The organism is Streptomyces changchenzhani, from assembly GCF_039766235.1.
Lineage (GTDB): Bacteria > Actinomycetota > Actinomycetes > Streptomycetales > Streptomycetaceae > Streptomyces.
The window spans coordinates 355,795-368,219 of record NZ_JBDHNH010000008.1; the positions used below are offsets into that span (position 1 = coordinate 355,795).

A 12,425-nucleotide genomic window follows, 5' to 3' on the forward strand; every position below is an offset into this window, starting at 1 on the left:
GAGTCTCAATCATGGTCTGAACGGGTCCGGGGAGAGCCGGCCGCCGCGGTGAAGCGGCGACCGGCCAGCCCGTCAGACCTCTTCGACGCTGCTCGGCTCACGCCGGGACAGGTCGATACCGAGCTCCTCCGCTGCGCGGAAGACGTCCTCGTCCGTGTCGCGCATCTCGATGGACATGCCGTCCGAGGACAGCACCTCCACATTGAGACAGAGCGACTGCATTTCCTTGATGAGCACCTTGAAGGACTCAGGAATGCCGGGCTCGGGGATGTTCTCGCCCTTGACGATGGCCTCGTAGACCTTCACGCGGCCGGTCACGTCGTCGGACTTGATGGTCAGCAGTTCCTGGAGGGCGTAAGCGGCGCCATAAGCCTCAAGCGCCCACACCTCCATCTCACCGAATCGCTGGCCACCGAACTGGGCCTTACCACCCAGCGGCTGCTGAGTGATCATCGAGTACGGACCGGTCGAACGGGCGTGGAGCTTGTCGTCGACCAGGTGGTGGAGCTTCAGGATGTACATGTACCCGACCGCGACCGGCTCCGGGAAAGGCTCGCCCGAGCGGCCGTCGAACAGGTTGGCCTTGCCGGACGGCATGACCATCCGGTTGCCGTCGCGGTTCGGGATCGTGTGCTCGAAGAGACCGGAGATCTCGTCCTCGCGCGCACCGTCGAAGACCGGGGTCGCGACGTTGGTGCCGGCGCCGACCTCGTCGGCGCCGATCACCTTCAGACGCTCCATCCAGTCCTCGCTGCCCTCGACCTTCCAGCCCTGACTGGCGAGCCAGCCCAGGTGGATTTCGAGGACCTGTCCCGGGTTCATTCGGGACGGCACACCCAGCGGGTTGAGGATGATGTCGACCGGGGTGCCGTCCTCCATGAACGGCATGTCCTCGATCGGCAGGATCTTCGAGATGACGCCCTTGTTGCCGTGACGGCCGGCAAGCTTGTCACCATCGGTGATCTTGCGCTTCTGCGCGACGTACACGCGAACCAGCTGGTTCACGCCCGGCGGCAGCTCGTCGCCCTCCTCGCGGTCGAAGACCCGCACGCCGATGATCTTGCCGATCTCGCCGTGGGGCACCTTCAGCGAGGTGTCGCGCACTTCGCGCGCCTTCTCGCCGAAGATCGCGCGGAGCAGACGCTCCTCCGGGGTCAGCTCGGTCTCGCCCTTGGGCGTGACCTTGCCGACCAGGATGTCGCCTGCGACAACCTCGGCACCGATACGGATGATGCCGCGCTCGTCGAGGTCCGCGAGGACCTCCTCGGAGACGTTCGGGATGTCCCGGGTGATCTCCTCCGGGCCGAGCTTGGTGTCGCGGGCGTCGACCTCGTGCTCCTCGATGTGAATCGAGGAGAGGACGTCGTCCTGCACCAGACGCTGGCTGAGGATGATCGCGTCTTCGTAGTTGTGGCCCTCCCACGGCATGAATGCCACGAGCAGGTTCTTGCCGAGTGCCATCTCACCCTGCTGGGTGGCGGGACCGTCGGCGAGGACCTGACCCTCTACGACCCGGGCGCCCTCGTCGACGACAACCTTCTGGTTGACCGACGTGCCCTGGTTCGAGCGGGAGAACTTGGCGATGCGGTACGTGGTGTACGTACCGTCGTCGTTGGCGACGGTGATGTAGTCCGCGGAAACCTCCTGGACCACACCCTCCTTCTCCGCCTTGATGACGTCACCGGCGTCGACCGCACAGCGGTATTCCATGCCGGTGCCGACGAGCGGCGCCTCGGACGTGATCAGCGGCACGGCCTGACGCATCATGTTCGCGCCCATGAGCGCGCGGTTTGCGTCGTCGTGCTCAAGGAACGGGATCATCGCGGTCGCGACCGACACCATCTGGCGCGGCGAGACGTCCATGTAGTCGACGTCGTCGCCGGGGATGTAGTCGATCTCGCCGCCGCGGCGGCGGACCAGGACGCGGGACTCCTCGAAGCGCATGTCCTCGGAGAGCGTCGCGTTGGCCTGGGCGATGACGAAGCGGTCTTCCTCGTCGGCCGTCAGGTAGTCGACGTCATCGGTGACGAAGCCGCCGGTGACCCGGCGGTACGGCGTCTCGATGAAGCCGAACGCGTTGACGCGACCGTAGGACGCGAGCGAGCCGATCAGGCCGATGTTCGGGCCTTCGGGGGTCTCGATCGGACACATGCGGCCGTAGTGCGAGGGGTGCACGTCACGGACTTCGAAGCCGGCCCGCTCGCGGGAGAGACCACCCGGGCCAAGCGCCGACAGGCGGCGCTTGTGGGTGAGACCCGACAGCGGGTTGTTCTGGTCCATGAACTGCGACAGCTGGCTGGTGCCGAAGAACTCCTTGATGGAGGCGACGACCGGCCGGATGTTGATCAGGGTCTGCGGCGTGATCGCCTCGACGTCCTGAGTCGTCATGCGCTCACGCACGACGCGCTCCATCCGCGCCAGGCCCGTACGGACCTGGTTCTGGATGAGCTCGCCGACGTTACGCAGACGACGGTTGCCGAAGTGGTCGATGTCGTCGGTCTCGACAACGATCGACCGGCCGCTCTCGCCGACCGTCTCGACCTCGCCGGCGTGCAGCCGGACCAGGTACTTGATGGTGGCGATGATGTCCTTGCTGGTGAGGACACCCGCGTTCAGCGGCTCGTCCGCGCCGAGCTTCTTGTTCACCTTGTAGCGGCCGACCTTCGCGAGGTCGTAGCGCTTCGGGTTGAAGTAGAGGTTCTCGAGCAGCGTCTGAGCAGCCTCACGCGTCGGCGGCTCGCCGGGACGCAGCTTGCGGTAGATGTCGAGCAGTGCGTCGTCCTGGCCCTGGGTGTGGTCCTTTTCCAGGGTGGCGCGCATCGACTCGTACGCGCCGAACTCCTCAAGGATCTGCTCGGTCGTCCAACCGAGAGCCTTGAGCAGGACGGTGACGGACTGCTTGCGCTTGCGGTCGATGCGAACACCGACCATGTCGCGCTTGTCGATCTCCATCTCCAGCCAGGCACCCCGGGAAGGGATGATCTTGGAGGCGAAGATGTCCTTGTCGGACGTCTTGTCGATGGAGGAGTCGAAATAAACACCCGGCGAGCGGACCAGCTGCGACACAACGACACGCTCGGTGCCGTTGATGACGAAGGTGCCCTTGTTCGTCATGAGCGGGAAATCGCCCATGAAGACCGTCTGGGACTTGATCTCGCCGGTCTCGTTGTTGGTGAACTCGGCGGTGACGAAGAGCGGAGCGGCGAACGTGAAGTCGCGCTCCTTGCACTCGTCGATCGAGTTCTTGGGCGGCTCGAAGCGGTGGTCACGGAAAGTCAGGGACATCGACCCGGAGAAGTCTTCGATCGGCGAGATCTCCTCGAAGATCTCTTCCAGACCTGACTTGGTGGGGACGTCCTGTCCGCTCTCGAGAGCGGCCTCGACGCGAGACTTCCAAGCGGCATTGCCGAGCAGCCAGTCAAAGCTCTCGGTTTGCAGCGCAAGGAGGTTCGGAACCTCGAGGGGCTCCTTGATCTTTGCAAATGAGATGCGCAGCGGGGCGGTGCTGGCGCCGTTGTTCGTATTGGAGGTCGAGGCGTTGCGCGAGGCGGCCAAGAGGGGGTCCTTCCGAGGGCTCGGACTCACTACGCGCGTACCGGTCCCAAGATGGGCACAGCGACAGACAACCCCAAAAGGGGTAGCCGGTCATCAATGCTCAAGCTTTGGGCATGCCCCTGGTGACGGGCAGGAGGCAGCTAACAGGCAGCGCAAAGGGTCAGTGTAGCCACTTGGCCCACTGATGTCCAGAGCGGGCTGTTGGAGACCCTCGCTGTACTCAACTCCTGCTGCAAGCCACGCGCTGCTAGCGCATATCAGTACTGCCCTCTGCGTCGCCGATCCATGCCTCGGATGCGGATCGGTGTGAACGACGCGTCCTGAGAATTGCGCGCCTCGTGCGGTTCGTCAAGGCCCCCCGCCCTCCGTGGAGATCGTCGCCGCCCGCTACTGCGGAGTACGACCCGGAGAACGGCGCTCGGACACCGTCAGGCACACGGCGATGATCACCCTACTCGTCGCGGGGCGAAGAGCAAGGGAAGCGCCGCGGGAACGCCTAAGGGCGACCACCCGGATGGGTGATCGCCCTTAAAGCTGGAGCAGCTGAGTCAGAGACTCAACAAGGTCACTTGACCTCGACAGACGCGCCCGCGCCCTTGAGGGACTCGGCGGCCTTCTCAGCGGCCTCCTTGGCGACCTTCTCGAGGACCGGCTTCGGAGCGCCGTCGACGAGGTCCTTGGCCTCCTTCAGACCCAGCGAGGTGAGCTCACGCACAACCTTGATGACCTGGATCTTCTTCTCGCCGGCACCGGTGAGGATGACGTCGAACTCGTCCTGCTCCTCCGGGACCTCGGCGGCGGGGCCGGCGGGGCCGGCGGCGGCGACGGGGGCAGCAGCCTTGACGTCGAACTTCTCTTCGAAGGCCTTGACGAACTCAGAGAGCTCGATGAGGGTCAGGGTCTCGAACTGCGCGAGCAGCTCGTCCTGGGACAGCTTCGCCATGATGGCGTCCTTCCACTAATTCGGCAGGTGCCGGGTGTATATGGAGGCGGGCGTACGGGCCCGCTGTGGCCAAAGGGCGGGAGTTACTCCGCCACCTCGGCCTCGGCGGGAGCCGGCGTACCGGCACCGCCCTGCTCGACCTTGGCGCGAAGCGCGTCCGCGGTGCGGACGAACTCCGTGAGAGGAGCCTGGAAAGTCGCCGCGGCCTTGGCCATCGACGCCTTGATTCCACCGGCCACCTTGGCGAGCAGAACCTCGCGGGACTCAAGGTCCGCGAGCTTCTTGAACTCATCAGCGGTCAGCGCCTTACCATCAAGGACACCGCCCTTGATGACGAGGTTGGGGTTCTCCTTGGCGAAGTCACGAAGACCCTTCGCCGACTCCACCGGGTCACCGGTGACGAAGGCAACCGCCGTCGGACCCACGAACAGGTCGTCCAGCGTGTCGATCCCGGCCTCGTTGGCCGCGATCTTGGTCAGCGTGTTCTTCACCACGGCGTACTGGGCGTTCTCACCGAGTGAACGGCGCAGCTCCTTGAGCTGAGCCACGGTGAGACCCCGGTACTCGGTCAGCACGGCGGCGTTCGAGCTACGGAACTTGTCCGTGAGCTCGGCTACCGCGGCAGCCTTGTCGGGCCTTGCCATAGAGCGTCGGCCTCCTTCCGGGTGATGAGGACCGCTCAGAAGGGGCTGGGCAAAACGAAACGCCCCGGCGCAGGCGCACGGGGCGGGCTCAACCGGAATGAATCCCGGGAACATTTCCACGAATCACCTGTGCAGGACGTCCGCGCCTGGCGGATCCTTCGGCCGCCGTACCTTCTTACGAAGACACAGCAACGACCAGCGGTCTTTGGCTTCTTCCGAAGACTACGCGAACGGATCCACGTCAGGCAAATCGCCTCCGTGGCCCCTCTCGCGCCCGGCGGATGCCCCCGGGTGCCCGGGACACGAAACCGGGCCCCACGCCTCCGGAGAGGTGCGGGGCCCGGCTACAGCACGCGGTCCGCGGCTGCCGTCAGGATCAGACGGCGGCCGGGTCCTCCTCGACGAGGAGGTTGCGGGTGCGGTTGGAGTCCAGCGGGATGCCGGGGCCCATCGTGGTGGCCAGGGTCGCCGTCCTGATGTAGCGGCCCTTCGCGGCGGACGGCTTCAGACGAAGGATCTCGTCCAGCGCCGCGGCGTAGTTCTCCACCAGCTTGGTCTCGTCGAAGGAGACCTTGCCGATGATGAAGTGCAGGTTCGAGTGCTTGTCGACGCGGAACTCGATCTTGCCGCCCTTGATGTCCGTGACAGCCTTCGTCACGTCCGGGGTGACCGTTCCGGTCTTCGGGTTCGGCATCAGACCACGCGGGCCGAGCACGCGGCCGAGGCGGCCGACCTTGCCCATGAGGTCCGGGGTGGCGACGACGGCGTCGAAGTCCAGACGGCCCTTCAACACCTCGTCGATGAGCTCGTCGGCGCCGACGATGTCGGCGCCCGCGGCACGCGCTGCCTCGGCACGGTCGCCGGTCGCGAAGACCAGGACCCGGGCGGTCTTGCCGGTGCCGTGCGGGAGGTTCACGGTGCCACGGACCATCTGGTCGGCCTTGCGCGGGTCGACACCCAGACGCATGGCGACCTCGACGGTGGCGTCGAACTTGGTCGCGGAGGATTCCTTGGCGATACGGACAGCCACGAGCGGGGCGTAGGTGCGCTCCCGGTCGATCTTGGCTTCCGCAGCGCGGTAGTTCTTGCTGCGCTTCACTTCTGCTCCTGTTGGTATGGAGATGGAGTCGTGGTGCGGACCAGCGCTTGGCCCTACCACTGAGGTGCTACAGGGACGGTCAGCCCTCGACCGTGATGCCCATGGACCTGGCGGTGCCGGCGATGATCTTCGACGCGGCTTCCAGGTCGTTGGCGTTCAGGTCGGGCATCTTGACCGTGGCGATGTCGCGGACCTGGGCGCCGGTGAGCTTGGCGACCTTGGTCTTGTGCGGCTCGCCCGAGCCCTTGTCCACACCTGCGGCCTTGAGGATCAGCTTCGCGGCCGGCGGAGTCTTCGTGATGAAGGTGAAGGAACGGTCGTCGTAGACCGTGATCTCCACCGGCACGACCATGCCACGCTGCGACTCGGTCGCGGCGTTGTAGGCCTTGCAGAACTCCATGATGTTGACGCCGTGCTGGCCCAATGCGGGACCGACCGGCGGCGCCGGGTTGGCCGCACCGGCATTGATCTGGAGCTTGATCAGCCCTGTGATCTTCTTCTTCTTCTTGGGAGGCATTGCTCTCTCCGGGTCCTAGTGAGAGTTTTCAAGCCATCCGTCCGATCAACCGGACGAAGGCATACCGCACAACAATAACGGGTAGAGCTGTGCAGGCTGAAACCAAGCAGGTCAGACCGGCTTTGAGAGCCGATCTGACCTGGTCGGAAGCGGGGGGTCCGGAAGGTGTCAGTTCTTCTGGATCTGTTCGAAGCTGAGCTCGACCGGGGTCTCGCGGCCGAAGATCTCGACGAGACCCTTGACCTTCTTCGAGTCGGCGTTGATCTCGTTGATCGTCGCCTGGAGGGTCGCGAAGGGGCCGTCGGTGACGGTGACCGAGTCGCCCACCTCGAAGTCCAGTACCTGGACCTCGACCTTGCGGGACGGAGCCGGCTTGCCCTCGGCCTCGGCAGCCTCGCGGGCTGCCTTCTCTTCGGCCTCGGGGGCGAGCATCTTGACGATCTCGTCCAGCGTCAGCGGGTACGGGTCGTAGGCGTTGCCCACGAAGCCGGTGACCCCGGGGGTGTTGCGGACAACGCCCCAGGACTCGTTGGTGAGGTCCATGCGGACCAGGACGTAACCGGGAAGCTTGTTCTGGCGAACGTTCTTACGCTCACCGTTCTTGATCTGAGTGATCTCTTCCTCGGGCACTTCCGCCTGGTAGACGAACTCCTCGACGTTCAGCGAGACGGCGCGCTGCTCCAGGTTGGCCTTCACGCGCTTCTCGTACCCGGCGTACGTGTGGATGACGTACCACTCGCCGGGCAGGGCGCGCAGCTCCTCGCGGAGCACGGCGGTCGGGTCGGCCGGTGCCTCGGGGGCCTCCACGGCCTCGTCCTCGGCGAGCTCGGCGTCCTCGGTCGCCTCGGCGACGACGACCTCGTCCTCGGCGTCCACCTCTTCGGCAGCGGCGACGGCGACGACCTCGTCGGCCGCCGGGTCGGCGGTCTCTTCGGCGTTGACGACTTCCTCGGCGCCGGGGGTGTCCTCGGGGGACTCGATGTGCACTGCGGCCTCTTCGGCCGGCTCGCCGGCAGCGGCGTCGGCCGCCTCGGCCTGGTCCGGGTCTACAGCGTCAGCCGCCTCGACAATGTCGAGTTCGTCCTCTGCGGACTCGAAGCTCACGCCCGACTCAGCGGCGTCGTTCAGGTTCGGGTCAGACACGGTGGCTGCTTCTTCCTGGATACATATGGGTGGAACGTGCGAAAGGGGCGCCCGGAGGGGCGCCCTACGCCGGGTCAGCCGAAGACGTATTTGACGACTTCGGCGAAGCCCATGTCGATCACGGTAACAATGCCGATCATGACGACGACGAAAACAATCACCACGGCGGTGTAGGTCGTCAGCTGATTGCGAGTCGGCCAGACGACCTTGCGCAGCTCGGCAACGATCTGGCGGTAGAAGAGCGCGAGACGGCCCACAGGGCCCTTCTTGCCGCGCTTGCCGCCCTTGCGGGACTTCTTCTTGGAATCCGGCGCATCGTCCTGGGCATCAGGCATGTCGATGGAGCCCACGGCGTCCGTCACGCTTCTCACCTGATTCCGGGTCGTGGCCTTGCCGCGCCCGGTCGAGCCGCACGGCAGTCCATAGAAATACGTACATGCGCACACATCCCGGCGAAGGAGTGTGTAGCAGGGCCGGAGGGACTTGAACCCCCAACCGCTGGTTTTGGAGACCAGTGCTCTACCAATTGAGCTACGACCCTTTGTGGTTCGCCCAACCTACCGCATCCGACCGAGTGCACGGAGTGCGCACGGCGGTGTGGTCGGTGAGGGCCAACGACAGGTGAGTGTACGTGGTCGTAGGCCCGGCGTCGAACAGAAAGCTCCCGTCCACCCTTTGAAACCTGTGTGCCGTGCGGGTTTCCCGTCTGGGACGATGGGCCGTATGAGCGCTGCAACTCCTCCCACCGAGCGCCGGGTTTCCGCCCGAATCGGCGCGATCTCCGAGTCCGCAACCCTTGCCGTCGACGCCAAGGCCAAGGCCCTGAAGGCGGCGGGCCGTCCGGTCATCGGCTTCGGCGCCGGCGAGCCCGACTTCCCGACGCCCGGATACATCGTCGAGGCCGCGATCGAGGCCTGCTCCAACCCGAAGTACCACCGCTACACACCCGCGGGGGGGCTCCCCGAGCTCAAGGCCGCGATCGCCGCGAAGACGCTGCGTGACTCGGGCTACGAGGTGGACACCTCGCAGATCCTGGTCACCAACGGCGGCAAGCAGGCCATCTACGAAGCCTTCGCCGCGATCCTCGACCCGGGCGACGAGGTCATCGTCCCGGCGCCGTACTGGACGACGTACCCCGAATCGATCCGACTCGCAGGCGGTGTCCCCGTTGACGTCGTTGCCGACGAGACCACCGGCTACCGGGTCTCCGTCGAGCAGCTGGAGGCCGCCCGTACCGAGCGCACGAAGGTCGTGCTCTTCGTATCCCCGTCCAACCCGACGGGCGCCGTCTACAACGAGGCCGACGCAGAGGCGATCGGCCGCTGGGCCGTCGAGCACGGTCTGTGGGTGCTGACGGACGAGATTTACGAGCACCTCGTCTACGGCGACGCCAAGTTCACCTCGCTGCCGGCAATCGTGCCCGAGCTGCGCGACAAGTGCATCGTGGTCAACGGCGTCGCCAAGACGTACGCCATGACCGGCTGGCGTGTCGGGTGGCTCATCGGCCCGAAGGACGTCGTCAAGGCCGCCACGAACCTGCAGTCGCACGCCACGTCCAATGTCTCCAACGTCGCGCAGATCGCGGCGCTGGCCGCCGTCTCCGGCAACCTGGACGCGGTCGCCGAGATGCGTACTGCCTTCGACCGCCGCCGCCACACCGTGGTGCGGATGCTGAACGACATCGACGGCGTGCTGTGCCCGGAGCCGGAGGGTGCCTTCTACGCGTACCCGTCGGTGAAGGCACTGCTCGGCAAGGAGATCCGCGGCAAGCGCCCGGCCACCACGGTCGAGCTCGCCGCGCTGATCCTGGACGAGGCCGAGGTCGCCGTCGTACCCGGCGAGGCCTTCGGTACGCCGGGCTACCTGCGGCTTTCCTATGCGCTGGGCGACGAGGACCTGGTCGAGGGTGTCTCGCGGATGCAGAAGCTCCTCGCGGAAGCGCGCGACTGATCCTGGCTCCACTGTGACGGGCTCCCGGCTCCGGCCGGGGGCCCGTTTCTGCGTTCGGGCATCTACTTCGTTGGGAGAAAGGCGCTTCCCGGCGGCGCGTGCGTGCGGCAAGATCTTGGGATGTTGGCCTCACCAGGGGGACACCCCCTTCATCCTTCGAGTGTCTGTGCCCGCGACCCGGCCGCCGACCGGGACCTGCGTCTGCTGCCGAAGGCTCATCTGCATCTGCATTTCACCGGGTCGATGCGGCCCGCGACCCTGATCGAGCTGGCCGACAAGTACGGCGTACACCTGCCCGAGGCGCTGACCGGCGGGGAGCCGCCGAAGCTGCGGGCCACCGATGAGCGGGGCTGGTTCCGCTTCCAGCGGCTGTACGACATCGCACGGTCCTGCGTGCGGTCGCCGGAGGACATCCAGCGGCTGGTGCGGGAGGCGGCCGAGGAGGATGTGCGGGACGGCTCGGGCTGGCTGGAGATCCAGGTCGATCCGACGTCGTACGCGACCACGCTCGGCGGGCTGATCCCGGCGCTGGAGATCATCCTCGACGCGGTGCGTAGCGCGGCCCGGGAGACCGGCCTGGGGATACGGGTGGTGGTCGCGGCGAACCGGATGAAGCATCCGCTGGACGCGCGGACCCTGGCGCGCCTCGCGGTGCGGTTCGCGGACCACGGTGTCGTGGGCTTCGGGCTCTCCAACGACGAGCGCCGCGGCATGGCCAGGGACTTCGACCGCGCCTTCGCCATCGCCCGCGAGGGCGGCCTGCTGGCGGCGCCGCACGGCGGGGAGCTGACCGGCCCCTCGTCCGTACGGGACTGCCTGGACGACCTGCACGCCTCACGGATCGGGCACGGCGTACGGGCGGCCGAGGACCCTAGGCTGCTGCGCCGGCTCGCGGAGCGCGGAGTGACCTGTGAGGTGTGCCCGTCGTCGAATGTGGCGCTGGGTGTCTACGAGAAGCCCGAGGACGTACCGCTGCGGACGCTGTTCGACGCCGGGGTACCGATGGCGCTGGGTGCGGACGACCCGCTGCTCTTCGGTTCGAGGCTGGCGGCGCAGTACGAACTGGCCCGCCGCCACCACGCCTTCACGGACGCGGAACTGGCGGAGCTGGCGCGGCAGTCGGTACGGGGCTCGGCGGCGCCGGAGGACACGAAGGCGAAGCTGCTGGCGGGGATCGAGGCATGGGTGCGGAGCTGAGGGTGAAGGCCCGGCTGCGGCCGGGGGCGCAGCCGCTAGACCCGGAGCACTTCAGCCCGTCCGGCGTTTGAGGACCGGGACCGGGACGTGGAATCGGCCCGCGTTCCCCCACCCCGCCCACTCCTGGCCGTCCGGCGCTTGAGGACCGGGGTCCGGGGCGGAGCCCGGTTGTGGGAAGGGGCGGGTAGGGGCGGGCAGGGGAACAGCGCCGCAGGCAACCCGCACCGCAGCCGCCCCGCACCCGCACGGCCCCGCCCCCTACAGGCTGACGCCCACCATCACCGGCTCGTTGACCAGCGTCACCCCGAACGCGTCCCGAACCCCGACCACAACCTCCCGCGCGAGCGCCAGCAGATCCTCGGTCGTGGCCGCGCCCCGGTTCGTCAGAGCCAGCGTGTGCTTGCCGGAGATACGGGCCGGGCCCGTCCCGTATCCCTTGGTGAAGCCCGCCTTGTCGATGAGCCATGCCGCGGACGTCTTGGTGAGCCCCTCCCCCGCCGGAAACGCGGGCGGGGCGACCTCGGGGCCGAGCCGGTCGCGCACCCGGGCGCGGAACGCCGCGTACTCCTCGGCCGTCAGGATCGGGTTGGTGAAGAAGGAGCCCGCCGACCAGGTGTCGTGGTCATCGGCGTCCAGGACCATGCCCTTGCCGGCCCGCAGCCTCAGCACCGTCTCGCGCGCCAGAGCCGCCGCGACCCGCTCGCCCGCGCGGACCCCGAGGACGCGCGCGGTCTCGGGGTATTTGATGGGCGCCGAGAGCCCGCCCGCGTCCTCCAGCTCGAAGCGGACGCGCAGGACGACGTAACGCGCGGGGTCCTGTTTGAAGCGGCTGTGCCGGTACGAGAAGTCGCACTCGGCGTTGGAGAGGGTGACCGTCTCCAACGTGGAGCGGTCGTACGCGACGACTTCGGTGATGGTGCTGGAGACTTCCTGGCCGTACGCCCCGACGTTCTGGATCGGCGTCGCGCCCGCGGAGCCGGGGATACCGGCGAGGCATTCGACGCCCGCGAGCCCCGCCTCGACGGTGCGGGCCACCGCGTCGGTCCAGACCTCGCCGGCCGCCAGCTCCAGCGACGCGCCGTCGAGGTCGTAGCCCCGGGTGGCGATGCGCAGGGCGGTGCCGTCGAAGCCCTTGTCGCCGATGACCAGGTTGCTGCCGCCGCCGATGATCAGCAGCGGGGTGCCCGCGGCGTCGGCCTCGCGCACGGCGGCGATCACCTCGGCGTCGGTGGTGGCCGTGACGAGGCGGCTGGCGGGGCCGCCGAGACGGAAGGTGGTCAGGGGGGCGAGGGGGGCGTCGTGAAGTTCCTGCACGGGCACAAGAGTACGGTCCGTGGCCCCACCGCTCGGGCGGGGCCACGGACCGTACGCACGCAC

Annotated in this window: 10 protein-coding genes and 1 tRNA gene; 2 read left to right on the top strand and 9 right to left on the bottom strand. The window is 67.2% G+C overall.

Annotated elements, in window-relative coordinates; genetic code table 11:
* Nucleotides 1–72: 72 nt before the first annotated feature.
* From rpoB to ABCR94_RS25815, 8 genes are all read right to left on the bottom strand, one after another.
* Entirely contained in the window at nucleotides 73–3,555 is a 3,483-nt protein-coding gene (gene rpoB, locus ABCR94_RS25780; RefSeq protein WP_347122400.1) for a DNA-directed RNA polymerase subunit beta, read from the bottom strand.
* A 565-nt stretch (nucleotides 3,556–4,120) separates the two neighbouring features.
* Nucleotides 4,121–4,498, bottom strand: a complete 378-nt coding sequence (gene rplL / locus ABCR94_RS25785; protein WP_347122401.1) for a 50S ribosomal protein L7/L12 — start codon at nucleotides 4,496–4,498, stop codon at nucleotides 4,121–4,123.
* 83 nt (nucleotides 4,499–4,581) lie between these two features.
* Complete coding sequence (rplJ, locus tag ABCR94_RS25790; protein ID WP_283521015.1) at nucleotides 4,582–5,142, bottom strand: 50S ribosomal protein L10; 561 nt, start codon at nucleotides 5,140–5,142, stop codon at nucleotides 4,582–4,584.
* Between the two features lie 376 nt (nucleotides 5,143–5,518).
* Nucleotides 5,519–6,241, bottom strand: a complete 723-nt coding sequence (gene rplA, locus ABCR94_RS25795) for a 50S ribosomal protein L1 (protein WP_347122402.1) — start codon at nucleotides 6,239–6,241, stop codon at nucleotides 5,519–5,521.
* Nucleotides 6,242–6,320: 79 nt separating this feature from the next.
* A complete protein-coding gene (gene rplK, locus ABCR94_RS25800; RefSeq protein WP_283521013.1) occupies nucleotides 6,321–6,758 on the bottom strand; it encodes a 50S ribosomal protein L11 in 438 nt (145 codons plus the stop codon).
* A gap of 168 nt (nucleotides 6,759–6,926) precedes the next feature.
* A complete protein-coding gene (nusG, locus tag ABCR94_RS25805; RefSeq protein ID WP_347122403.1) occupies nucleotides 6,927–7,901 on the bottom strand; it encodes a transcription termination/antitermination protein NusG in 975 nt (324 codons plus the stop codon).
* Nucleotides 7,902–7,975: 74 nt separating this feature from the next.
* The gene (gene secE, locus ABCR94_RS25810) at nucleotides 7,976–8,263 is read right to left on the bottom strand and encodes a preprotein translocase subunit SecE (protein WP_347122404.1); all 288 of its coding nucleotides are present in this window, start codon (nucleotides 8,261–8,263) and stop codon (nucleotides 7,976–7,978) included.
* 106 nt (nucleotides 8,264–8,369) lie between these two features.
* Nucleotides 8,370–8,442, bottom strand: a tRNA-Trp gene (locus ABCR94_RS25815).
* Between the two features lie 182 nt (nucleotides 8,443–8,624).
* Between ABCR94_RS25815 and ABCR94_RS25820 the strand changes: the two genes are divergently transcribed.
* The gene (locus ABCR94_RS25820; protein ID WP_347122405.1) at nucleotides 8,625–9,851 is read left to right on the top strand and encodes a pyridoxal phosphate-dependent aminotransferase; all 1,227 of its coding nucleotides are present in this window, start codon (nucleotides 8,625–8,627) and stop codon (nucleotides 9,849–9,851) included.
* A gap of 120 nt (nucleotides 9,852–9,971) precedes the next feature.
* Nucleotides 9,972–11,048: an adenosine deaminase gene (locus tag ABCR94_RS25825; RefSeq protein WP_347122406.1), complete on the top strand. Its 1,077-nt coding sequence runs from the start codon at nucleotides 9,972–9,974 to the stop codon at nucleotides 11,046–11,048.
* A gap of 258 nt (nucleotides 11,049–11,306) precedes the next feature.
* Here ABCR94_RS25825 and ABCR94_RS25830 read toward each other — a convergent pair whose 3' ends face one another.
* Nucleotides 11,307–12,425 (bottom strand): UDP-N-acetylmuramate dehydrogenase, encoded by a 1,119-nt coding sequence (locus ABCR94_RS25830; protein WP_521977800.1) that lies wholly within the window; start codon nucleotides 12,423–12,425, stop codon nucleotides 11,307–11,309.

Bases quoted from the DNA above. Each gene is read 5' to 3' on its own strand.
- ABCR94_RS25820 (WP_347122405.1), top strand. From the start codon at position 8,625: ATGAGCGCTGCAACTCCTCCCACCGAGCGCCGGGTTTCCGCCCGAATC.
- rplJ (WP_283521015.1), bottom strand. From the start codon at position 5,142: ATGGCAAGGCCCGACAAGGCTGCCGCGGTAGCCGAGCTCACGGACAAG.
- rplK (WP_283521013.1), bottom strand. From the start codon at position 6,758: ATGCCTCCCAAGAAGAAGAAGAAGATCACAGGGCTGATCAAGCTCCAG.
- ABCR94_RS25825 (WP_347122406.1), top strand. From the start codon at position 9,972: ATGTTGGCCTCACCAGGGGGACACCCCCTTCATCCTTCGAGTGTCTGT.
- rplL (WP_347122401.1), bottom strand. From the start codon at position 4,498: ATGGCGAAGCTGTCCCAGGACGAGCTGCTCGCGCAGTTCGAGACCCTG.